Consider the following 22,157-nt stretch of genomic DNA (forward strand, 5'->3'; position numbering starts at 1 on the left):
CCGTTCCGATGGACTTCGCCGCCCGCTGCCTCTACCTCCGGTGCCGACCGTTGCAAAAGATCCGGGAGCCCGCACATGGCCATCTCCGACATCGCCGCCCGCGGCGTCGCCCTCATCGGCGCGGCCGCGATCCGCGCCCGCCGCTTCACCCGACACGACGGCCCGCCCGCCGTCGGCGGCGCCCCGGACATCCCCGAGGCGCGCAAGCAGCGGGTGATGACGCTGAAGATGCCGACGGCGAAGGGCTGGGAGGGCGACCATCGCCCCACGCCCGCACCGGGCCTGAAGGTCACCGCCTTCGCCCGCGACCTGCAGCACCCGCGCTGGATCGAGGTCCTGCCGAACGGCGACACGCTCGTGGCCGAGGCGATTCCCGCCCGCGGCAAGCCGAAATCGGCCTTCGACTACGCCGCGCAGGTGACGATGGCCCGCGCGGGCGCGATGGGCACCTCGGCAAACCGGATCACCCTGTACCGCGGCCTCAAGGACGGCGTCGCGCAGGAGCGGCACACCTTCCGCGAGGGGCTGAACCAGCCCTTCGGCATGGCGCTGGTGAACGGCACCTTCTACGTCGGCAACACCGACGGCGTCCTCGCCTTCGACCACGCCGAGGGCGCCACGCGGCTGCAGGGCCCCGGCCGCCCGGTCGCCAGCTTCAAGCCCGGCGGCCACTGGACCCGCTCCCTCCTCGCCTCGCCGGACGGGACGAAGCTGTATGCCGGCGTCGGCTCGCTGTCGAACATCGGCGACATGGGCATGGAGGCCGAGGAGGACCGCGCCGCGATCCACGAGATCGACCTCGCCACCGGCACCCAGCGCATCTTCGCCGGCGGACTGCGGAACCCCGTCGGCCTCGCCTGGGAGCCGTCGACCGGTGCCCTCTGGACCGTGGTGAACGAACGCGACGGCCTCGGCGACGAGACGCCGCCCGACTACCTGACGAGCGTCAAGGACGGCGCCTTCTACGGCTGGCCCTGGTGCTACTGGGACCGCGTGGTGGACGACCGCGTGCCGGCGAACCCCGAAATGGTGGCCAAGGCGCTGACGCCGGACTACGCGCTCGGCGGCCACACCGCCTGCCTCGGCCTCGCCTGGGTGCCGGAGGGGACGCTGCCGGGCGTGCCGGCGGGCATGGCGATCGGGCAGCACGGCTCGTGGAACCGCGCCACCCTGTCGGGCTACCGCGTCATCCACGTGCCGTTCTCGGACGGCAAGCCGTCCGGTCCGCCGCGCGACCTGCTGACCGGATTCCTGTCGGAGGACGAGAAGTGGTCCTACGGCCGCCCGGTCGGTGTGGCGGTCGGCGCGGACGCCCGGTCGCTTCTGGTCGCGGACGACGTGGGCAACGTGATCTGGCGCATCGCGGGCGCCTGAGGCGCTTCAGCTTCGGTTAATCCCCCGGTGCGATGGTGCGGGCGACTCGCACCGGGGTAACTGCATGTTCCTGTTCCGCAACCGGGCCGACGCGCCCGACACGATTGACAATTCCGATGCCGCGCTGCTCAGCATGGTCGACGCCACCCAGGCCGTCATCCATTTCAAGCCGGACGGCACGATCCTCAAGGCCAACAAGAACTTCTGCGACGCCCTCGGCTATCGCGAGGACGAGATCGTGGGCCGCCATCACTCGATCTTCGTCGAGGAGGCGTTCAAGGACAGCGAGCATTATCGCGACTTCTGGACCCGGCTTCAGTCGGGCGAGGCGATCTCCGACAGCTTCCCCCGCAAGACGAAGTCGGGCGGCCGGATCTGGATCCAGGCAACCTACGCGCCGGTGCGGGACGGGAACGGGACCATCGATCGGGTCGTCAAGGTCGCCAGCGACGTGACCTTCCGGCTGGAACTCGTCACCAACCTCGCCCGCGGTCTCTACCACCTGCGCGAGGGCGACCTGACCCACCGCCTGCCCGACAGCGACGTGCAGGAAATGTCCAAGCTGATCCGCGCCTACAACGAAGCCGCCGATCAGATCGGCGCCATGGTCGGACGCGTGGCCGGGATCGCCGGGCGGATCGACGACCGGGCCGCCTCGCTGGGAACGGCCGCGAACAACCTGTCCAACCGGACCGAGACACAGGCCGCCACGCTGGAGCAGACGGCGGCGGCGGTGCACGAGCTGACCTCCGGCGCCTCGACCGCCGCGCGGACCGCCCGCGACGTCACCGACGCGGCGCGCGAGACGCGCAAGGCCGCCGAGGGCAGCGACGAGCTGGTGCGCAAGGTCACGATGGCGATGGATCAGATCAAGACCTCGTCCGAGAAGATTTCGCAGATCGTCAAGGTGATCGACGACATCGCCTTCCAGACCAACCTCCTCGCCCTCAACGCGGGGGTCGAGGCGGCCCGCGCGGGAGAGGCGGGCCGCGGCTTCGCCGTCGTCGCGTCCGAAGTGCGCGGACTGGCGCAGCGCTCGTCGGAGTCCGCGCGGGAGATCAAGGGTCTGATCGACGAAAGCGCCGGCCACGTCACCCAGGGCGTGGACCTCGTCGCCGAGGCGAGCAGCGAACTGAACCGCATCTTCAAGGGCGTCGGAGCCATTTCGGACCGCGTGGGCGAGGTCTCGGCCACCCTGACGGAGCAATCGACGACCCTGGCCGAGATCAACGCCGCCATCGGCGAGCTGGACAGCGTCACCCAGAACAATGCGGCGATGGTGCAGGACACGGCACAGACCAGCCAGCTGCTCAACGACGACAGCGGCGCCCTGGCGGACGAGGTGAGACGCTTCAAGTTCCACCCCGCCGCGCAGTCCGATAACGCGGCACTGCCCCAGCGTCTGGCGAGCTGACCCGCGTTGGTTCGAATGCAACTCGGCGGGAGCTGGACGGAACGATGAGACGATGCGTCGGACGGAGAGTCGAAGCGCCCGCAGGCGCGCGGCGGGCATTCGGGCTGACGCTCAGGCAAAGGCCCCGGGCCGCTGGCGGAGTCCCGCGTTCAGCTCAGCAGCTGCCCGCCGCACTTGCCTGACCGCCGGCGGCCTGAACGACGAAAGGGGCCGCCCGCACGGGCGACCCCTTCCCTTCCGGCTCCGTGAGTGGCGGCCCCGCCGCGGTCGGTGCTGCCGGACCTGCGGGACTTGGGTTGCGGGCCTGGCGGCCCCCGGTCGGGTTATCCCGACTCCGGTGCGGCCTCGCCCGTCGCAACGCTGTGTCACGCGGCTCAGAACGTCTCCAGCCGCAGCTCGGGGTTGCAGTAGCTGCCGTCGTGGGTGCCGACCCAGACGTCGAGGATGCCGTTCGACGGACGGGTTAGGACGATCCGCGGCTCCATGTTGCCGTTGTCGTCGTCATCCGAATACCGGTTCGCCGAGCCTTCCGAACCAGGACGGACACCGGCCGGAAAAGGAAACGGCCGCGCCCCCGGGGGGCGCGGCCGTTCCTCGATCAAGGTCGGAGAGCGTCCGGGCGGATCACTCCTCCTCAAGCTTCTCCACCGCGGCCTGCAGCTCGTCCTTCGTCACCGACTTCTCGCTGACCTTCGCGTTCTCGAAGATGTGGTCGACGACCTTGTCCTCGAAGATCGGCGCCTGGATCTGCTGGCGGGCGGCCGCGTTCTGCTGGACGTATTCGAAGAACTGCCGCTCCTGCCCGCGATACTGCCGGGCCTGCGTCAGGATCGCCTGGGTGAGCTCGCTGTCGGTCACCTTGACCTCGGCCTTCTGGCCGACGTCGGCCAGCAGCAGGCCCAGCTTCACGCGGCGCTCGGCCAGCTTGCGGTGCTCGTCCGTCGGCTCGATCTTTTCGTGGTCGTGGCCGTGGTGGTCGGGATGCTCCTCGTGCCACAGCTGGTGGGCGATCTGGTTCGCCTCGGCGTCCACCAGGCTCGGCGGCAGCTCGAACGAGACCGCCTCGTCCAGCCGGTCGAGCAGCGTGCGCTTGGCCACCGCGCGCGACGCGCCGGCATACTCCGTCACCAGCCGCTCGCGGATCTGGCCCTTCAGCGCCTCGAGGTCGTCGGCGCCGAACTGCTTGGCGAGATCGTCGTCGATCTCGGCCGCCTTCGGCGCCTTCACCGCCTTCACGGTGCAGGAGAAGACGGCTTCCTTCCCGGCCAGATGCTGCGCCTGGTAGTTTTCGGGGAAGGTCACCGTGACGTCCTTCTCCTCGCCCTCCTTCACGCCGACGAGGCCGTCCTCGAAGCCGGGGATGAACGAGTTGGAGCCCAGGACCAGCGGGTAATCCTCGGCGGCGCCGCCCTCGAAGGGCTCGCCGTCGACCTTGCCGACAAAGTCGATCACGACCTGGTCGCCGTCCTTGGCCTTGGAGCCCTTCTTGCGGTCCTCGAAGCTCTGCGCGCTCTCGGCCAGGCTCTTCAGCGCGTCGTCGACCGCGGCGTCGTCGGGCTCGACCGTCAGGCGCTCGATCTCGATGGTGGAGAAGTCGACGTCCGGCACCTGGGGCAGCGTCTCGTAGGCGACGGTCACGTCGACGTCGTCGCCTTCCTTCCAGTCGTCGTTGGCCATCTTGACCTCGGGCTGCATGGCCGGGCGGTCGCCCGACTGCTCGAGGTGGCCCTGCAGGGCGCCGTCGATGCTCTCCTGCATCGCCTCGCCGAGGAGGCGGGGGCCGTACTGCTTCTTCAGGAGAGACAGCGGCACCTTGCCCTTGCGAAAGCCCTTCATAGCGATGTCGGGCTGCGCTTCCTTCAGCTTCTGGGTGACCTTGTCCTCCAGCTCGGCCGCGGTCACCTTGATCGCGTAGCCGCGCTTCAGTCCGTCGTTCAGGGTCTCGGTGACCTGCATCTCTCGGCGTCCTTCGTCGTGTCTGTCGGGCATGGGGCGAAAGCCGCGGCGAGCGCGGCCCGGAAAGGATGGAGGGCCTTCTATGCGGGGCCTCCCTGCGGCGCAAGGGGGCGTCCGAACCGGATCGCGGCGGACCGGACGCCGGGCCGCCGAGTGGTGCGGGTGAAGGGACTCGAACCCCCACGCCTTGCGGCGCCAGAACCTAAATCTGGTGCGTCTACCAGTTCCGCCACACCCGCATGGGCCGGGGCTTAGCAAAGCCGCGGGCGCGCGGCGAGAGAAAAGCGGGGCGATGGCCGGCCAGCGCCCAGCTTGCGTGACGAGCGGTCCCGCCGCGCGACGTCACAGGCCGATCCGCCGCAGCACGCCCGGCAGCGCCTCGGGCAGATCCTCCGAGATCAGCCCCGGGCCGAAGGCGCGAGCGCACTCGACGTGCAGGTAGGCGGCCGCCTCGACCATGCGGTGCAGCTGGTACGGGGCCGCCTCGGCGCCGAGAAGCCCGGCGATCATCCCGGCAAGAACGTCTCCCGCCCCCGCAGTGCCCAGCCAGGGCGCCGCGCGGTCGTACATCGCGGCGCTGATCGACGCCGTGCCATCCGGCGAGGCGATGACGGTCGCCTGTCCCTTGAGCAGCACGGTGCACCCCGCCCGCCGCGCCGCCGTGCGGGCCGCCTCGACCTTCGACAGGGAGGGCGCGGCCGACGTGTCCCGCCGCGCAGTCTCCGACAGGTCGGGAAACAGGCGGGCGAACTCGCCCTCGTGCGGGGTCAGGACGGCGTTCGGGTGGAGCAGCGCGAAGAGGGCGTCCGGGTCGTCCGCGAACGACGTCAGCGCGTCCGCGTCCAGCACCGCGCGCCGCCGCTCGTCGTCGTCCGGCCCGGCGAGGGCGGCGGCGACCAGCTTGCGCGTCCCCGCCCCGATGCCGAGGCCGGGGCCGAGGCAGACCGCGCGCAGCCTGTCGTCCTCCAGCACCTTGCGCAGCGCGTTCGCGTCGCCGATCTCGCGCAGCATGATCGATGTCAGCTGCGCCGCGTTCTCTGCCATCGCCTTCGCCGGCACGCCCAGCGTCACCAGCCCTGCGCCGATCCGCAGCGCCGCCCGCGCCGCCAGACGCCCCGCGCCCCCGTGACCCGGCCCGCCGCCGAGGACGAGGACATGGCCGCGGTCGTACTTGTGCTGCCCCCCGCCGACATGCGGAAAGGCCGCCACCTGCAGCCAGTCGCGCAGCTCCTCCACCGGCGCGTCCGGCGCCGGCGCGACCAGACGCACCGTTTCCGGACCGTCCCGGTCGCCGAGGCCGATATCGACGATCACCGGACGACGCGGCCCCAGGTCGTCACCGGCGAGCCAGTGGCCGACCTTGCCGCGGTGGAAGGTCACGCACAGGTCGCAGGGCAACGTCCGCGAGGCGATCTCGCGCCAGAAGAAATCGGGTGTGTCCAGCGCCTCGTCCAGCAGGTCGGGCAGGTCCGGGTGCAGCCAGGCGCCGCTGTCGGCGTCCATTCCCGACGGCACGTCGATCGCCACCACCCGGCACGGCTCCGCGCCGGACCGCTCCCGCACCGCATGGAACGCTTCTGCACATTCAAGCGGGATGGGTCGCGACAGCCCGATGCCGAACAGCGCGTCGACCAGGAGCGCGGGCCGCATGCCTTCCCCCGCCTGACTCAACGAACCGATCGGTCCCTGCGCGGACCACCGCGTCGCGTTCTTTCTCGCGTCCGGCGGCTGTCGGTCCGCGTCGCCAAAGAAGCAGACCTCGACCTCCCATCCCCGCTCCTTCAGGAGCCGCGCGACGACGAACCCGTCGCCGCCGTTGTTGCCGGGCCCGCAAAGCACGACCGCATGGGGCACACCCTCGGCCAATTCCGGCCAGGCCGAGAGGATGGCGTTCACCACCCCCTGCCCCGCCCGCTCCATCAGCTCCAGGCCGGTTGCGTCGCCCCTGTCGCTGGCGGCACGCTCGGCGGCGCGCATTTCGGCGGCGGTCATCAACGTGGTCATCGGGCCTCCGTTTCCAAACTGCCCAAATCGGCGGCACGTTGCCCGCGATCCGGGCGCCGCCTCTGGATTCCCCCGCCCCCGCGTGCGATCCCTGACCCGTCCGATTGTGACACCGGGCCATAAATGGTCTCACGCCCCGTAGCACCGATGAGGGAGTCGTCGTCCATGAAGAAGATCGAGGCGATCATCAAGCCGTTCAAGCTCGACGAGGTCAAGGAAGCGCTTCAGGAGGTCGGCGTGCAAGGCCTCAGCGTCGTCGAGGTGAAGGGCTTCGGTCGCCAGAAGGGCCACACCGAACTGTATCGCGGCGCCGAGTACGTGGTCGACTTCCTTCCCAAGGTGAAGATCGAGGTCGTCCTGTCCGACGACCAGGTCGACGGCGCCATCGCCGCGATCATCGCGGCGGCCAAGACGGACAAGATCGGCGACGGCAAGATCTTCGTCTCGCCGATCGAGCAGGCGATCCGCATCCGCACCGGCGAGGCGGGCGAAGACGCCCTCTGACGCCGCACCAGAACTCAAGAGACCAGACCATAGGGGAACGTTATGGCCAAGAACGACGTCCTGAAGACGATCAAGGACGAGGAGGTCGCCTACGTCGACATCCGCTTTACCGATCCGCGCGGCAAGCTGCAGCACGTCACCGTCATGTCCGACCAGGTGGACGCGGACTTCCTCGACGAGGGGTTCATGTTCGACGGCTCGTCGATCGCCGGCTGGAAGTCGATCGACCAGTCCGACATGAAGCTGATGCCCGATCCTGAATCGGCCTACATCGACCCCTTCTATGCCGAGAAGACGCTGTGCCTGCACTGCACCGTCCTCGAGCCCGACACCAACGAGCCCTATGACCGCGACCCCCGCGGCACCGCCGAGCGGGCCGAGGCCTACCTCAAGGCCTCCGGCATCGGCGACCAGTCGTTCTTCGGCCCCGAGGCCGAGTTCTTCGTGTTCGACGACGTGCGCTACTCGGTCACCATGAACAAGGTCAGCTTTCAGGTCGACGCGATCGACGGCGCCTGGAACACCGACACCGAGTACGAGGTCGGCAACACCGGCCACCGCCCGGGCGTCAAGGGCGGCTACTTCCCGGTGAACCCGGTCGACGACGCGATGGACATGCGCTCCGAGATGCTGTCCACCATGAAGCGGATGGGCATGAAGGTGGACAAGCACCACCACGAGGTCGCGTCCTGCCAGCACGAACTCGGCCTGATCTTCGGCTCGCTGACCAAGCAGGCCGACGAGATCCAGAAGTACAAGTACGTCATCCACAACGTGGCGCAGGCCTACGGCAAGTCGGTGACGTTCATGCCGAAGCCGATCAAGGGCGACAACGGCACCGGCATGCACGTGAACATGTCGATCTGGAAGGACGGCAAGCCGCTCTTCGCGGGCGACAAGTATGCCGACCTCAGCCAGGAGGCGCTGTGGTACATCGGGGGCATCCTCAAGCACGCCAAGGCGCTGAACGCGATCACCAACCCGACCACGAACAGCTACAAGCGCCTGATCCCCGGCTTCGAGGCGCCGGTGCTGCGCGCCTACTCGGCCCGCAACCGGTCTGGCTGCGTCCGGATCCCGTGGGCGGAATCGCCGAAGGCGAAGCGCGTGGAGGCCCGTTTCCCCGACCCGGCGGCGAACCCCTACCTCGCCTTCTCGGCGCTGCTGATGGCCGGCCTCGACGGCATCAAGAACAAGATCGACCCCGGCCCGTCCTCGGACAAGGATCTGTACGACCTGCCCCCCGAGGAGCTGGCGACGATCCCGACCGTCTGCGGCTCGCTCCGCGAGGCGCTGGAATCGCTCGAGGCCGATCACGAGTTCCTGCTGGCGGGCGACGTGTTCACCCGCGGCCAGCTCGAGGGATACATGGCGCTCAAGTGGGAAGAAGTCTACGCCTACGAGCACACGCCGCACCCGATCGAGTACCAGATGTACTATTCCTGCTGACTCCGCGTGGGCGGAAACAATGCGGAGGGCGCCCGGCGGGCGCCCTCTGTTCTTGGCGTGCCGCTTGCGCCAATCGAGCCGGTGACGGCCCATTGTTGCCGGGTCGAGCCCTGCAATCGCGGGACGCGCGACAATTGTCGACGTCAGGCCGCGACTGTCTTTGTGGCGGAAACCCGGCGCCACACCCGCATCGTTTCCAGAAATGATCCCAATCCTCCCGCATTGCTGTCCCCATCCTCCGTCATTCCGAGGCTCGACAGCAGCAGGGCCGCTGCGCCGGGAGGACGGACGAGATGACGGGCAGGATGGACATCGTGGCGATCGAGCTTGGCTTCCGGCGCGACCCCGCGCTCTGCCTTGACCGGGTCGTCGCGGACCTGGCCGCGGCGCTCGCCGGCCTCGGTCCGGTTGCGGAACCGGTGTTCGAGGCGCCGACCCTCGTCCATCTTGCGTTGCCGCGAACGCGCATCACCCTCGCCAGCGACACCGAGGCGGGCGACGGCTTCCGCCGCCGCGTCGTCGTCAGCGCCGTTCCGCTGGAGGGCAGCCGCGCCGACCGCGCCCACGACGTCGCCCGCACCATCGCGCGGCGCATCGCAAGGCGCCATGCCGCCGACCGGGAGACCTGGCACAATCTGCAGGGACCGCTGGACCTCGCGTCGCTGCCTGCCCTGTCTGGCGGGACCACGCCCCACGGCGAAGCTGCGCCGGCCGCCGACCTCGAGACCCTCCTCGGCCTGAACGCCCCGGCTACCGCGCGTCCCGCCATCCCGCCGCGGCCGCGTCGGGTGCGCCCGGCCGGGTCGATCGGCCTGCGCCGCGCCCGCCCCGCCGCGGCCGCCAACGACCTTCCGCAGACCACCGCGCCGATGGTGGACGAGGCCCGCGCCCTGCGCGAGGCGCTGGTGCGGGGCCTCCGCTCCCGCCGCGCCGGCCTCGCGCATGCGGGCACCGCCGGACGCGCCGCAGCCCTCGGCGGTCCGCTCGCCGTGGCGATCTCGCTCGGCGGCATGTCCCTCTGGCTGACGCAGGCCCCGACCGCCGCGCGCGCGTTCGCCGTCGGCTGACAAACTTCTCGAACGCCTCCCGAGACCCTGGCCCGGCGCATCGCGACCGGGCCGCTTTTTTGGCTCAGCCCAGCGGCACGACCGAGACGTGGATCGTGAAGACGAGAGCGCCGGTTCGCGGGAGCCGCCGCAGCGTCTGCCACTCGCTCCGCTCCCACCGCGCCTCTGTCCCCGCCCGGTCGGGCTTCGGCTCGGCCTCGCGGCGGGCCATCCAGAGGTCGGAACAGGTCTCGCGGTGCAGGTTCGCGCGGCCGAGGATACGGCCCGGCGGCAGGTTGTCGAAGATCCGGCCCGCCCGGCGCGACACGGCCTGGTCCCACGCCCGGACCGGCGCATGGATGCGGTTCATCGACCGCCCCAGCTTTTCGCTCAACGTCCAGCCGGACGGAAAGCCGAGAATGGCCGCCGTCAGGACCTGCGCCCCGTCGCGCCGCTCGATCAGGCAGACATCCTCCTGCACCAGCCGCGACAGCGTCAGGAGCGGCGCGCCGCGCTCCACCGCGACGCGGACTCCGTCCGGCCGCACGACCGCGTCGCCCCGGACGTCGAACCCGTCCCGCCGCGCCATCCAGCCCAGCGCCAGGTCCAGCAGCTCATCCTGCGCCGCCTCCGATCCGGGGAGGGCGTCGAGCGCCGCCGCCCCGTGCGCGTCGATGATCCCTGCCTTTTCCGCAAGTTGCGCGGCGTAGCTCGCGTCGATCCTGAACCAGTCCGCCTCGGCCACGGCCGTCATCCGTGGCAGCGGCGCGGCGGCGGCGGCCCGCTGGAAATCGGGCACGGGCGGAGAGTAGACGGACATCGTCCTCCGGCTACCCGACCCCCAGCGACAAGGCAACGACGCCGCCGTAGACCAGCAGCATCATCACGCTTTCCGTCCCGATCCGGAACGGACCCTCGCGCTCGCGCAGGATCAGTCCCAGCAGCAGAAGGCCGGTCATCGCGAACCCCGCGCCGAGCCACAGCAGGTCGGCCCGGCTCGCAGCGTGGTAGAGAGAGCCGTCGCGGTAGCTGGAATCGAACAGGGCCAGGAAGATCACGTCGTAGGTGTTGCCGCCGATGATCCCGCCCACGGCCAGCTGCATCGCCCCCCGCCGCACGGCCGTGACCGTCGTCACCAGTTCGGGCAGCGAGGTGATGACCGCCGTCACCAGCGCGCCGACCACCGTCTCGCTGACGCCGAACCGCCCGACCACCTCCACCGCGGCCTGCGAGATGACCCAGCCCGTGGTGCCGAGCAGCAGCATCAGGACCACGAACTGCACGCCGACGCTGCGGGCGCTGCCGCTGTCCACCTCCTCCTCCGGATCGTCGGTCCGGGTGTCGTCGGTCTGCCGCGGCCGCCACATCGGGCGCGCCTTCACCTCTCGGGTCAGGACCATGCCGCCGATATAGGCCCCGACCAGCAGGACCGAGGCGGGGTGGATGGACCAGAACGTCCAGTCCGGTCCCGCCCAGGCGATCAGCGGAATCGACAGCAGGAACACCAGCAGCGCCGACTGGAACAGGTTCGTCGCCTCGGCCGAGGCGTGTTCGAGGTTCGCCTTGCGATGCAGCACGTCCGCGATGGCAAGGTACGCCGTCTGCGCCGCGATCCCGCCCACCCCGTTCGAGAAGGCCAGCGAGGCGCGCCCGTCGAGCGCCGCCGAGACCGACACGACGGTCCCCGACAGCGAGGTCGCGGCGCCCAGCAGCATGCCTCCGATCATCGCCTCGCCGAGGCCGGTCATGTCGGCGAGGCGATCCGCGATCCGCACCATCCGCGTCCCGAGGACGAGGATGATGACGGCGCAGACGGCCAGCACGCCAAGGAGCCACGGTGTCGCGAGGGAGGCGATCATCGCTCGCCAACGCGCCCCGGCGCCTGACGGGTCCGCTTGCCCGCCAGCCGCCCCGGGTCTAGACCCCGACCGTCCGCCCTGCCCGCGAAAGGTCCGCGCCATGATCCCCCGCTACGCCCGCCCCGAGATGACCGCGATCTGGGAGCCGGCGACGCGGTTCCGCATTTGGTTCGAGATCGAGGCCCACGCCTGCGACGCCCAGGCCGCGCTGGGGGTGATCCCCAAGGAGAGCGCCGAGGCGGTCTGGCGCGCGAAGGACGTGGAGTTCGACGTCGCCCGCATCGACGAGATCGAGGCGGTGACCAAGCACGACGTCATCGCCTTCCTCACCCATCTGGCCGAGCATATCGGGTCGGAGGAGGCGCGCTTCGTCCACCAGGGCATGACCTCGTCCGACGTCCTCGACACCACGCTGAACGTCCAGCTGACCCGCGCCGCCGACATCCTGATCGCCGACGTCGACCGCCTGCTCGCCGCGCTCAAGGCCCGCGCCTACGAGCACAAGGACACGGTCCGCATCGGCCGCAGCCACGGCATCCATGCCGAGCCGACGACGATGGGCCTGACCTTCGCCCGCTTCTACGCCGAGATGGACCGCAACCGGAACCGGCTGGAGAAGGCGCGCTGGGAGGTGGCGACCGGCGCCATCTCCGGCGCCGTCGGCACCTTCGCCAACATCGACCCGGCGGTGGAAAGCCATGTCTGCAAGCAGATGGGCCTGCGGCCCGAGCCGATCTCGACCCAGGTGATCCCGCGCGACCGGCACGCGATGTTCTTCGCCACGCTCGGCGTCGTCGCCAGCTCCATCGAGAACATCGCGACCGAGATCCGCCACATGCAGCGGACCGAGGTGCTGGAGGCCGAGGAGTTCTTCTCGCCCGGCCAGAAGGGATCGTCCGCGATGCCGCACAAGCGCAACCCGGTCCTGACCGAGAACCTGACCGGCCTCGCCCGCCTCGTGCGGTCCGCCGTGACCCCGGCGCTCGAGAACGTGGCGCTGTGGCACGAGCGGGACATCTCGCACAGTTCGGTCGAGCGCGGCATCGGGCCGGACGCGACCATCCACCTCGATTTCGCGCTGAACCGCCTCGCCGGGGTGATCGAGAAGCTGGTGGTCTACCCCGAGGCGATGATGCGGAACATGGAGAAGTTCCGCGGCCTGGTGATGAGCCAGCGCGTCCTCCTCGCCCTCACCCAGAAGGGCGTCAGCCGCGAGGACGCCTACTCCCTGGTCCAGCGCAACGCGATGAAGGTGTGGGAGAACGGCGCGGACTTCCGCGAGGAGCTGCTCGCCGATCCGGACGTCACCCGCGCGCTCAGCCCCGCCGAGATCGAGGAGAAGTTCGACCTCGGCTACCACACGAAACATGTCGACACGATCTTCGCCCGGGTGTTCGAGAAGCAGCCCGACCGCGAGATCTAGGCGGCCGCATGCACCGTCCCGGGCTGCGCCCTGTGCGTGGCCCGGGGCGCCGGCGGGACCACCCCCGGCTGCTGCGGCGGATGCCGTGCCCCTTCACGCATCCGTGAGAGGTGCCGCGTCTAGGTCGGACGGCGCGACTGTGGTAACGCTGCGTCATCTAGACCGCGAAGGAGCCCTGAGATGGTCCGTACAATCCTGACTGCCGCAATCCTGTCGGCCCTGCCCATTCTCGCCGTCGCCGAGTGCGGGCACGAGCGCCAGGCGATGAGCTGTGCCGAGGGCATGGTTCTCGATCAGGAGACCGGCACCTGCGTGGCCTCCGCCACGAGCTGACCGCTTCGGCAGGAGACTAACCAAATCTTCACCCGGGTGCGGTGTTGATGGGGCGCAACCACCCACAGGTGACCGCCCGATGTCCCTTGCCGCCCTCTCCGCCGCCGAGGCGGGCGCACCCCGCGGCGCACCGCCGCTCAGCCGACGCCGCAAGGCGGCGCTGATCGTCCAGCTCGCCCTCGCCGACGGCCGCGCCCTGCCGCTGGCCGAGTTGCCCGAGGACGCCCAGGTCGACCTCACGCGCGAGTTGGGGCGCATCCGGCTCGTCGACCGCGAGACGCTCGCCTCCGTCGCGGAGGAGTTCCTCGACAGCCTCGACAACCTCGGCCTCAGCGCCTCCGGTGGGCTCGACCGCGCCATCGAGGCGCTGTCTTCCCACATCAGCCCCGAGGCGGCTGCCCGCGCGAGGGCCGAGGTCGCCCGCGCCCGCGGCCTCGACCCCTGGCCGCGGGTGGTCGCCCTCCCTCCGGCCGAGCTTCAGGCGTTGATGGAGAACGAGAGCACCGAGGTCGCCGCCGTCTGCCTGTCCAAGCTCGACGTCGGGAAGGCGGCCGAACTGCTGGCCCGCCTGCCCGGCCCGCTCGCCCGGCGGATCACCTACGCGGTCTCGCTCACCTCCGGCATCCAGCCGCCCGCCGTCCGCCGCATCGGCGAGGCGCTCGCCGCGCAATACGCGGTGAAGCCGGAGAAGGCGTTCGAGGCGCCCCCGGTCGACCGCGTCGGCGCGATCCTGAACTCTTCCAAGACCGCCACCCGCGAGGCCGTACTCGACGCGCTGGAGGAGGAGGACCCCGCCTTCGCCGAGGACGTGCGCCGTGCGATCTTCACCTTCAAGGACATTCCCGCCCGGCTCGCCGCGATCGACGTGCCGGTCGTCCTGCGCGCGGTCGACAACGACCGCCTCGTCACCGCGCTCGCCGCCGCGATGGCGACCGGCGGGGCCGAGGCGTCGGCGGCGGAGTACCTGCTCGACAACATCTCCCAGCGCCTCGCCGACAACCTCCGGGACGAGATGAAGGGCAAGACAGGCCTCAAGCGGTCCGTGGCGGAGGCGGCCTGGGGCGAGGTCGTCACCGCGATCCGCACCCGCGCCGAGTCGGGCGAGATCACGCTGGTGGAGCCCTCCAGCGGCGAGGACGAGGAAGAGACGCTGGGCTGACCTCCGCCACCGGCCGCCTTTCCATCGCGGGCCCCACCGCCTATCCCGGCATCGTCGATGTCGCGCCGGACGGCGCGGCGAACGAGAGGCGCCCGTGGCCGGCAGAGAGACCCCCACCCTCCTCGACCGCGTCGGCGACGGCGCGTTCCGGGCGCTGCTCCGCCGCGGCCTCGCGATGCCGTACGAGCGGCGTATCGCCGCCGCCGGCCGCCTCGGCCGCCGGCTCGGCGGCGTCGCGGGCTACCGCGCCCGCGCGATGGAGCAGCTTGCCCTCGCGCGCCCCGACCTGTCCCCGCAGGACCGCCGCCGCATCGCGGACGAGGCCATCGACAACGCCGCCCGCAGCCTGATCGAACATTATTCGGCCGGAGAGTTCGCCGCCCGGACCGCGGCGCGCGACCCGCTGACCGGACCCGGCCTGCCGGCCCTCCTGACGGCGCGGGACGAGGGACGGCCGGCGATCCTCGCGCCCGCGCACTTCGGCAACTTCATGGTCTTCCGCACCGCGCTGACGCAGCGCGGCGTCCGGCTCGGCGTCCTGTACCGGCCGATGAACAACCCGTTGTTCGAGAGCCACTACCGCCCGGCGATGGAGGCGATCTCGACCCCCCTCTTCCCCCGCGACCGCGCCGGCACCGCCGCGATGGTCCGCCACCTGCGCGGCGGCGGCATCATGGCCATCGCGCCCGACCAGTACGTGAAGGGCGGCGCCCCGCTCACCTTCTTCGGCCTGCCGGCGCGCACGACGCTCTCCCCGGCGGAGCTCGCGCTGCGCTACGACGCCCCGCTCTTCACCGCACACGCCATCCGCCAGCCCGACGGGTTGAGCTTCGAGGCGCGGATCGACGAACCCGTGCCGCAGAGCACGCCCGAGGAGATGATGCAGGAGGTGAACGACCGCTTCGAAGCGGTCATCCGCCGGCACATGGGCCAGTGGATGTGGTTCCACCGGCGCTGGAAGGCCTGAGGCGTCAGTCCGCCCGCGCCGCCGCGACGATCTTGCCCGGCCCCGGCCGCTGCAGGATCACCGCCGTCCGGTCGTCGCCCGCCACCTCGACCGTCAGGTCCAGGGGCGCAGTGCCGTCCCAGTCGGCCACCGGCTGCCAGTCGGTGACGATGTTGCTGTAGAGGATCGAGTGGCCCGCGTTCTCGCCGCGGGTGATCTCCACCCGCTCGGACGGGCGAAACCGCACCAGCTGCACCGTCAGGCCGCCGGTCACGCCCGGCCCCGCCTCGGCCCGGATCCGCAGTGCCGCACCGTCGCGCTCGGCGCTTAGCGTCACGTCCTCCGCCGCGCCCTGATGGGCACGGACAAGATCCATCACCTCCATCGGTCGCGTGCCGACGCTGCGGTCGACGCCGCCGACGATCATCTGCGGGGTATAGATCATCCGGTCGTCGATCGCGCGCGCGTAGGCCTGCTGGCGGCGGGTGAAGCGCGGCTGGGCGAAGCTGTCCTCCCAGCCGATGTAGTCCCAGTAGTCGACATGCAGGGCGAGCGGCAGGACGTCGCTTCGCTCCGCCAGCTCGGCCAGGAAGGCATCGGCCGGCGGACAGGAGGAGCAGCCCTGGCTGGTGTAGAGCTCGATCACGATCGGCGAGGCGTCCTCGGCCGCCACCGGCGCGGCCCACGCGGCCAGCGCCAGGGCGGCGGGTCCGATCCATTTCACCAGCTTGGTCACGTTGAGAAAGTCCCGGCCTTCGGTCGTGCCGAGTGGTGTAGTCCCTGCCCCGACCCAAGACCAATCAAGCAATCGGGAGGGTAGCCGGAGTTGAGGACAATCGGCATCACTTCGGCCTTGGCATCGAATGTGTGCAATGGTATACCGACAGCGTTCAATCCCGCCCCGGCCTTGATCCGACCTTTCCGAGTAGGGCAAGACTCGCGGGCGACGATCCTCGTCAACCAGCGAAGGGACCCCCCATGCCCATCAATGTCGGACACGACAGCGCCAAGACCCGCAAGACGCTTTCCGCGGGCGGCGCCAGCGTCGCCTACTACTCCATTCCCGCCGCCGAGGCCGGGGGCCTCGGCGACTTCTCCCGCCTGCCGGCCGCGCTGAAGGTCGTTCTGGAGAACATGCTCCGCTTCGAGGACGGCAAGACCGTCACCACCGACGACATCCGCGCCTTCGCCGAGTGGGCCGCGAACGGCGGCCGCAACCCGCGCGAGATCGCCTACCGCCCCGCCCGCGTGCTCATGCAGGACTTCACCGGCGTTCCGGCCGTCGTCGACCTCGCCGCGATGCGCGACGGCATCGTCGCCCTCGGCGGCGACGCGCAGCAGATCAACCCGCTGAACCCCGTCGACCTCGTCATCGACCACTCGGTCATGGTGGACGAGTTCGGCAACCCGCGCGCCTTCCAGCTGAACGTCGACCGCGAGTACGAGCGCAACATCGAGCGGTACGAGTTCCTCAAGTGGGGCCAGAAGGCGTTCCAGAACTTCCGCGTCGTGCCGCCGGGCACCGGCATCTGCCACCAGGTGAACCTCGAGTATCTCGCCCAGGTCGTCTGGTCCGACACCGACCAGTCCGGTCAGGAGGTCGCCTACCCCGACACGCTCGTCGGCACCGACAGCCACACCACGATGGTCAACGGCGCCGCCGTCCTCGGCTGGGGCGTGGGCGGGATCGAGGCAGAGGCCGCGATGCTCGGCCAGCCGATCTCGATGCTGATCCCCGAGGTCGTGGGCTTCAAGCTGACCGGCAAGATGGTCGAGGGCACCACCGCCACCGACCTCGTGCTGAAGGTTGTGCAGATGCTGCGCGAGAAGGGCGTCGTCGGCAAGTTCGTGGAGTTCTACGGCGACGGCCTCGACACCGTGCCACTGGCCGACCGGGCCACCATCGGCAACATGGCCCCCGAATACGGCGCCACCTGCGGCTTCTTCCCGATCGACGCCGAGACGCTGCGCTACATGCGCCAGACCGGCCGCGACGAGAACCGCATCGCGCTGGTCGAGGCCTACGCCAAGGAGAACGGCATGTGGCGCGGGCCGGGCTACGAGCCGGTCTACACCGACACGCTGGAGCTCGACATGTCCACGGTCGTGCCCGCGATCTCGGGGCCGAAGCGGCCGCAGGACCACATCGACCTCGACAAGGCCGCGCCGGCCTTCAAGGAGTACGTGCGCAAGCAGCGCGAGGGCAAGAACGTCACCGAACGCGCCCAGGCCCGGTGGGAGGCCGAGGGCGGCCAGCCCGAGCCGCAGGACATCCCGGGCGACGAGGGCCACCACGTGCGTGGCTACGTCAGGACGCCCGACGGGCACTACCAGCTGCACGACGGCTCTGTCGTGATCGCGGCGATCACCTCCTGCACCAACACGTCGAACCCCTACGTGATGATCGGCGCCGGCCTCGTCGCCCGCAAGGCGCGCGAGAAGGGCCTGCAGCGCAAGCCGTGGGTGAAGACGTCGCTGGCGCCCGGTTCTCAGGTCGTGTCGGCCTACCTCGAGGCGGCCGAGCTGCAGGACGATCTCGACGCGATGGGCTTCAACCTCGTCGGTTACGGCTGCACCACCTGCATCGGCAACTCGGGCCCGCTCGACCCCGAGATCAGCGAGTGCATCAACGAGTACGACCTGATCGGCGTCTCGGTCCTGTCCGGCAACCGCAACTTCGAGGGCCGGATCAGCCCCGACGTGCGGGCCAACTACCTCGCCTCGCCGCCGCTGGTCGTGGCCTACTCGCTGATCGGCGACATGAACGTCGACATCACGACGGCGCCGCTCGGCCAGGACAAGGACGGCAACGACGTCTACCTGAAGGACATCTGGCCCTCCCAGGCCGAGATCGCCGAGCTGGTCGAGAAGACCGTCACGCGCGAGGCGTTCCGGTCCAGGTACGCCGACGTCTTCAAGGGCGACGACAAGTGGCAGTCGGTCGAGACCACCGACAGCGAGACGTACAACTGGCCGCCGCAATCGACCTACGTCCAGAACCCGCCCTACTTCCAGGGCATGTCCAAGGACCCGGGCACGATCGGCGACATCGAGGGCGCCCGCATTCTCGCCCTGCTCGGCGACATGGTCACCACCGACCACATCAGCCCCGCCGGCTCGTTCAAGGAGACGACGCCCGCCGGCACCTACCTGACCGAGCGCCAGGTCCAGCCGCGGGAGTTCAACTCCTACGGCTCGCGCCGCGGCAACCACGAGGTGATGATGCGCGGCACCTTCGCCAACATCCGCATCCGCAACGAGATGCTGGACGGGGTCGAGGGCGGCTACACGCTGGGTCCGGACGGGCAGCAGACGTCGATCTACGACGCCGCGATGGCCTACCAGGAGCAGGGCACGCCGCTGGTGATCTTCGCGGGCGAACAGTACGGCGCCGGCTCCTCCCGCGACTGGGCGGCGAAGGGCACCGCGCTGCTGGGGGTGAAGGCCGTCATCGCCGAGAGCTTCGAGCGCATCCACCGCTCCAACCTCGTCGGGATGGGCGTGATGCCGTTCGAGTTCACCGGCGGCGACACCCGCAGGTCGCTGAACCTCAAGGGGGACGAGAGCGTGACCATCAAGGGCCTCGCCGACATCCGCCCGCTGCAGGAGGTGACGGCGACGATCACCTATGCCGACGGCACCTCGAAGGACATCACCATCAAGTGCCGGATCGATACCGCGATCGAGAAGGAGTATGTCGAGCACGGGGGCGTCTTGCAGTACGTGCTGCGCGACCTCGCCGGCAAGCCGATCGCCGCGGAGTAACGCACCGAGGCGCGAAGGAATTTCGACTAAATTCCTTCTGCGTCGCCGACCAACATTCTAGAATTTTCTTCGGCCCGATCTCCAAGGCCCGCCCCGCCCGGGCGGGCCTTTCCAGTTTCCGGAGTCCCCATGCGCCGTACCACCTGGCCCGCCGCCGCGACCGAGTTCCTCGCCCTGCGCCTGCCGCCCGGCGCCGACCTCCGCCGCGCGCTGGAAGACGCCTTCTCGGACACCGGCGCCACCGCCGGCTTCGTCGCCGCCGCGGTCGGATCGCTCGCCTCCGCCGCCCTGCGCCTCGCCGATCGCGACGTCGCCCACACCGTCCCCGGCCCGCTCGAGATCGTCGCCCTGTCCGGCACCCTCTCGCCGGACGGCCCGCACCTGCACCTGATCGTCGCGGACGCGGACGGCCGAACGACGGGCGGCCACCTCCTGCCCGGCTGCCCGGTCCGCACCACGGCAGAGATCGTCCTCGCCCTGACCTCCGCCGCCCGCTTCGCGCGGCCGACGGACCCGGCGACCGGCTACGCCGAGCTCGACTTCCCCGCCTGACCCGTCACATCAGGTCCGGCACGTCGCAGTCCAGCGTCCGCGCCAGCCGGCAGCACAGCTCCCGCGCCGCCGGCCCGTAGGGCCCGCCGTAGCAGGCCGCGCCGCGCGGCGCGATACCGGCCAGCGGCGTGAAATCGACGCCCGCCTCGCCCGCCGCGGTCCGGCTGATGGCCGAGAGGTTCCGCAGGGTCGCCTCCGCCCGCCACGCGCTCATCGGCGCCGGCGCGAGGTGGACGCCCACGAGGGGCACCGCCTCGAGCGCGGTCAGGCGGGGGCCGTCCGGGCCGATATGGAAATACGCCTTGCCCAACAGTCCGTAATCCTGCCCGACCGGCAGCCCGTCCCGGATGGCCCCGCCTGCGAAGAGCAGGTTGCCCAGGGAGTAGAAGATCGCGTGGTCCGGTCCGGCCTCGACCGCCCGCACGACGTGCGGATGGTGGCCGAGGACGAGGTTCACGTTCGCCTCCTCCACCGCGCGTCGAAAGTCCTCGCGCTGGCCCCAGTCGAGCGAGACTTGATTCTCCGTCCCGTAATGGATCGACAGGATACGCAGGTCGGCCTCGGCGTCGCGCAACCCGGCGAGCGCTGCGTCGTAGTGCGCCGGATCGCGCCACATCGCCATCCCGGTCACGCCGTCGTCCGCCGCAAAGCCCGCCGCGCCGATCCCGATGGCGGCGAAGGCGACGCGCACGCCGCCGATCTCGGCGATCCGCGGCGCCGTCGCCGCCGTGCCCGCCCCGATCCCGCCGAACAGGAGCGGCCGGTCGAACCGGTCGGCGCCTTCGAAGAAGGCCAGCGTGTCCGCCATCCCCTGCCAGCCGTGGTCGTAGGCGTGGTTGTTGGCGAGGGAGAAGGCGTTGACGCCGAGGTCCATCAGGTGACGGAACGCCTCGGGGTGAGAGCGGAAGACGAAGGTCTTGGGCTGCTGGACCCCGTCCCGGTCGGAGACCACCGTCTCGACGTTCACGAAGTTGATGTGGCCCGTCAGCTCGGTCGCCAGGAACTCCGTCGTCGACCCGATCGGGTGGCGGCCGAACTTCACGACCTGCGCCGGATCGGGGCGGACGCGGCTCTGCGCGAAATTCACGTCGCCGCCGAAGGTGATCACGATCTCCTGTGCCGCCGCCGGCAGCGCGAGGAGCGCCCAGATCAGCACCAGCAGCGCCCTCATTGCAGCAGCACCGGCAGGGCCGCGAGCTCCGGCGCCGCCGCCCCGTCGCAAACCAGCCGCGGCATCAGCGCCCGCCCCGGCACGTGCCGCTCGATCAGGTCGTGCGCCGGCTGCGCCGCAGCCGCGACGCCGCTCTCGTCCGCCATCGCCAATTCCCGCCGGGCGCCGCGAATCATCCGCAGCGCGACCCAGCCGGCATTCGCCACCGTCATCCGCGCCCGCAGCGCGCTGGCGAGGTCGTCGCCGCCGCCCGCCATGCACAGCTCCAGCCGGACCAGCGCCCCGGTCTCGCGCGCGAGGCCCGGCTGGCCGGAGACGAAGTTGCCGGTCGAATAGACCACCGGCACCTGCCCCGCCGGTCCCCGCATCACGTCCCACGACTGGATCACGTGCGGGTGCGTGCCGATCACCGCGACCGCCCCGGCCGCCACGAACCGCGCCGCCAGCGCCCGGTCGATGGCGAGCGGGGAGTGCACGTACTCCACGCCCCAGTGCGGCAGCACGATCACGCCCGCCACCTCGGGCCGGGCGGCCTGCAAGCGGATCAGCGAGAGGGTCTCGTCGGAGTAGCAGCCGAGGACCTGATCCTCGGCGTCCGGGACGCCGTTGGTGGAGAAAGTGCAGGATAGCAGCACGATCTCGCCCAGATCACCCGGCACGGACGTCGCGAAAGTCCTCTCCGCCCCCGCTCGGATCGTCCCCGTCAGCCCCAGTCCCGCCGCCGCCACCGCGGCGATGGTGGCGTCCGCCCCGGCGGAGAACCGGTCGAGCGCGTGGTTGTTGGCGGTCGTCACCACGTCCACCCCCGCCGCACTCAGCGCCGGCAGGACCGACGCGTGGTAGTTGAACATCGGGTAGGACGTGTGCACGAGGTTGTCGAACACCGCCCCCGGATCGACGCCCTGCCCGCCCGAGCGCCGGATGCCGGCCGCGACCGGCCCCTCGAGGTTGGCCACGGCGAGGTCCGCCTCCGACAGGAACGGCTCCGCCGCCGCCCACATCGGGCCGAACCCCTCGGCGTAGCCCTGCCGCTGCAGCGGCGAGTGCAGCAGCACGTCGCCGACGAACGCCGCCGTGACCCGCCGCCCGTCGGCACAGGGGTTCAGCGCCGGAGGGACGGCGTCATAGACCGCCCGGCAGGTCTGCGCCGCCGCCGGCCCGCCCATCAGCGCGAGCGCCAGCAGGGCCGCCCGCCGCAGCAC

At 70.6% G+C, this 22,157-nt stretch carries 18 protein-coding genes and 1 tRNA gene; 11 read left to right on the forward strand and 8 right to left on the reverse strand.

The window, feature by feature from the left end:
- Positions 1–75: 75 nt before the first annotated feature.
- Together A37W_RS0103215 and A37W_RS0103220 are read left to right on the forward strand one after the other, a co-directional pair.
- The gene (locus tag A37W_RS0103215) at positions 76–1,374 is read left to right on the forward strand and encodes a PQQ-dependent sugar dehydrogenase (protein WP_018301585.1); all 1,299 of its coding nucleotides are present in this window, start codon (positions 76–78) and stop codon (positions 1,372–1,374) included.
- Positions 1,375–1,438: 64 nt separating this feature from the next.
- Entirely contained in the window at positions 1,439–2,788 is a 1,350-nt protein-coding gene (locus A37W_RS0103220) for a methyl-accepting chemotaxis protein (RefSeq protein WP_018301586.1), read from the forward strand.
- A 624-nt stretch (positions 2,789–3,412) separates the two neighbouring features.
- On the opposite strand, the gene tig is transcribed toward A37W_RS0103220, so the two are convergent.
- From tig to A37W_RS0103240, 3 genes are all read right to left on the reverse strand, one after another.
- On the reverse strand, positions 3,413–4,744 hold the full coding sequence (tig, locus tag A37W_RS0103230) for a trigger factor (RefSeq protein WP_018301588.1): 1,332 nt from the start codon (positions 4,742–4,744) through the stop codon (positions 3,413–3,415).
- A gap of 154 nt (positions 4,745–4,898) precedes the next feature.
- Positions 4,899–4,983: transfer RNA gene (locus A37W_RS0103235), tRNA-Leu, on the reverse strand.
- A 103-nt stretch (positions 4,984–5,086) separates the two neighbouring features.
- Positions 5,087–6,748: a bifunctional ADP-dependent NAD(P)H-hydrate dehydratase/NAD(P)H-hydrate epimerase gene (locus A37W_RS0103240; protein ID WP_018301589.1), complete on the reverse strand. Its 1,662-nt coding sequence runs from the start codon at positions 6,746–6,748 to the stop codon at positions 5,087–5,089.
- A 165-nt stretch (positions 6,749–6,913) separates the two neighbouring features.
- Between A37W_RS0103240 and A37W_RS0103245 the strand changes: the two genes are divergently transcribed.
- The 3 genes from A37W_RS0103245 to A37W_RS0103255 all read left to right on the forward strand — a co-directional run bounded on the left by A37W_RS0103245 (position 6,914) and on the right by A37W_RS0103255 (position 9,768).
- A complete protein-coding gene (locus A37W_RS0103245; protein WP_018301590.1) occupies positions 6,914–7,252 on the forward strand; it encodes a P-II family nitrogen regulator in 339 nt (112 codons plus the stop codon).
- 42 nt (positions 7,253–7,294) lie between these two features.
- Positions 7,295–8,701 (forward strand): type I glutamate--ammonia ligase, encoded by a 1,407-nt coding sequence (gene glnA, locus A37W_RS0103250; RefSeq protein WP_018301591.1) that lies wholly within the window; start codon positions 7,295–7,297, stop codon positions 8,699–8,701.
- A gap of 293 nt (positions 8,702–8,994) precedes the next feature.
- Positions 8,995–9,768 (forward strand): hypothetical protein, encoded by a 774-nt coding sequence (locus A37W_RS0103255; protein ID WP_018301592.1) that lies wholly within the window; start codon positions 8,995–8,997, stop codon positions 9,766–9,768.
- A gap of 64 nt (positions 9,769–9,832) precedes the next feature.
- On the opposite strand, the gene A37W_RS0103260 is transcribed toward A37W_RS0103255, so the two are convergent.
- Together A37W_RS0103260 and A37W_RS0103265 are read right to left on the reverse strand one after the other, a co-directional pair.
- Positions 9,833–10,567 (reverse strand): heme-dependent oxidative N-demethylase family protein, encoded by a 735-nt coding sequence (locus A37W_RS0103260; RefSeq protein ID WP_018301593.1) that lies wholly within the window; start codon positions 10,565–10,567, stop codon positions 9,833–9,835.
- A 10-nt stretch (positions 10,568–10,577) separates the two neighbouring features.
- Complete coding sequence (locus tag A37W_RS0103265) at positions 10,578–11,606, reverse strand: sodium:calcium antiporter (RefSeq protein WP_018301594.1); 1,029 nt, start codon at positions 11,604–11,606, stop codon at positions 10,578–10,580.
- Between the two features lie 100 nt (positions 11,607–11,706).
- Here A37W_RS0103265 and purB point away from each other — a divergent pair, with 100 nt between their 5' ends.
- From purB to A37W_RS0103285, 4 genes are all read left to right on the forward strand, one after another.
- Positions 11,707–13,029 (forward strand): adenylosuccinate lyase, encoded by a 1,323-nt coding sequence (gene purB / locus A37W_RS0103270; RefSeq protein WP_018301595.1) that lies wholly within the window; start codon positions 11,707–11,709, stop codon positions 13,027–13,029.
- Between the two features lie 180 nt (positions 13,030–13,209).
- Entirely contained in the window at positions 13,210–13,362 is a 153-nt protein-coding gene (locus A37W_RS23995) for a hypothetical protein (protein WP_018301596.1), read from the forward strand.
- Positions 13,363–13,441: 79 nt separating this feature from the next.
- Positions 13,442–14,521 (forward strand): FliG C-terminal domain-containing protein, encoded by a 1,080-nt coding sequence (locus tag A37W_RS0103280; RefSeq protein WP_018301597.1) that lies wholly within the window; start codon positions 13,442–13,444, stop codon positions 14,519–14,521.
- Positions 14,522–14,615: 94 nt separating this feature from the next.
- The gene (locus A37W_RS0103285; RefSeq protein ID WP_018301598.1) at positions 14,616–15,488 is read left to right on the forward strand and encodes a lysophospholipid acyltransferase family protein; all 873 of its coding nucleotides are present in this window, start codon (positions 14,616–14,618) and stop codon (positions 15,486–15,488) included.
- A 4-nt stretch (positions 15,489–15,492) separates the two neighbouring features.
- Here A37W_RS0103285 and A37W_RS0103290 read toward each other — a convergent pair whose 3' ends face one another.
- Entirely contained in the window at positions 15,493–16,203 is a 711-nt protein-coding gene (locus tag A37W_RS0103290) for a DUF1223 domain-containing protein (RefSeq protein WP_018301599.1), read from the reverse strand.
- Between the two features lie 242 nt (positions 16,204–16,445).
- Between A37W_RS0103290 and acnA the strand changes: the two genes are divergently transcribed.
- Complete coding sequence (acnA, locus tag A37W_RS0103295) at positions 16,446–19,232, forward strand: aconitate hydratase AcnA (RefSeq protein WP_018301600.1); 2,787 nt, start codon at positions 16,446–16,448, stop codon at positions 19,230–19,232.
- 129 nt (positions 19,233–19,361) lie between these two features.
- Positions 19,362–19,784, forward strand: a complete 423-nt coding sequence (locus tag A37W_RS0103300) for a PPC domain-containing DNA-binding protein (RefSeq protein ID WP_018301601.1) — start codon at positions 19,362–19,364, stop codon at positions 19,782–19,784.
- Positions 19,785–19,788: 4 nt separating this feature from the next.
- Here the strand turns inward: A37W_RS0103300 and A37W_RS0103305 are convergent, their stop codons facing one another.
- Complete coding sequence (locus A37W_RS0103305) at positions 19,789–20,955, reverse strand: CapA family protein (protein WP_026198265.1); 1,167 nt, start codon at positions 20,953–20,955, stop codon at positions 19,789–19,791.
- Positions 20,952–22,157: a CapA family protein gene (locus A37W_RS20860; protein WP_018301602.1), complete on the reverse strand. Its 1,206-nt coding sequence runs from the start codon at positions 22,155–22,157 to the stop codon at positions 20,952–20,954. Before A37W_RS20860 ends, A37W_RS0103305 begins: the two co-directional genes overlap by 4 nt.

The organism is Wenxinia marina DSM 24838 (assembly GCF_000379485.1).
GTDB classification, from domain to species: domain Bacteria; phylum Pseudomonadota; class Alphaproteobacteria; order Rhodobacterales; family Rhodobacteraceae; genus Wenxinia; species Wenxinia marina.

Excerpts from the sequence above, each read along its gene's own strand:
- A37W_RS0103215 (WP_018301585.1), top strand. The coding sequence starts at position 76 with ATGGCCATCTCCGACATCGCCGCCCGCGGCGTCGCCCTCATCGGCGCG.
- A37W_RS0103220 (WP_018301586.1), top strand. The coding sequence starts at position 1,439 with ATGTTCCTGTTCCGCAACCGGGCCGACGCGCCCGACACGATTGACAAT.
- tig (WP_018301588.1), bottom strand. The coding sequence starts at position 4,744 with ATGCAGGTCACCGAGACCCTGAACGACGGACTGAAGCGCGGCTACGCG.
- A37W_RS0103240 (WP_018301589.1), bottom strand. The coding sequence starts at position 6,748 with ATGACCACGTTGATGACCGCCGCCGAAATGCGCGCCGCCGAGCGTGCC.
- A37W_RS0103245 (WP_018301590.1), top strand. The coding sequence starts at position 6,914 with ATGAAGAAGATCGAGGCGATCATCAAGCCGTTCAAGCTCGACGAGGTC.
- glnA (WP_018301591.1), top strand. The coding sequence starts at position 7,295 with ATGGCCAAGAACGACGTCCTGAAGACGATCAAGGACGAGGAGGTCGCC.
- A37W_RS0103255 (WP_018301592.1), top strand. The coding sequence starts at position 8,995 with ATGACGGGCAGGATGGACATCGTGGCGATCGAGCTTGGCTTCCGGCGC.
- A37W_RS0103260 (WP_018301593.1), bottom strand. The coding sequence starts at position 10,567 with ATGTCCGTCTACTCTCCGCCCGTGCCCGATTTCCAGCGGGCCGCCGCC.
- A37W_RS0103265 (WP_018301594.1), bottom strand. The coding sequence starts at position 11,606 with ATGATCGCCTCCCTCGCGACACCGTGGCTCCTTGGCGTGCTGGCCGTC.
- purB (WP_018301595.1), top strand. The coding sequence starts at position 11,707 with ATGATCCCCCGCTACGCCCGCCCCGAGATGACCGCGATCTGGGAGCCG.
- A37W_RS23995 (WP_018301596.1), top strand. The coding sequence starts at position 13,210 with ATGGTCCGTACAATCCTGACTGCCGCAATCCTGTCGGCCCTGCCCATT.
- A37W_RS0103280 (WP_018301597.1), top strand. The coding sequence starts at position 13,442 with ATGTCCCTTGCCGCCCTCTCCGCCGCCGAGGCGGGCGCACCCCGCGGC.
- acnA (WP_018301600.1), top strand. The coding sequence starts at position 16,446 with ATGCCCATCAATGTCGGACACGACAGCGCCAAGACCCGCAAGACGCTT.
- A37W_RS0103300 (WP_018301601.1), top strand. The coding sequence starts at position 19,362 with ATGCGCCGTACCACCTGGCCCGCCGCCGCGACCGAGTTCCTCGCCCTG.
- A37W_RS0103305 (WP_026198265.1), bottom strand. The coding sequence starts at position 20,955 with ATGAGGGCGCTGCTGGTGCTGATCTGGGCGCTCCTCGCGCTGCCGGCG.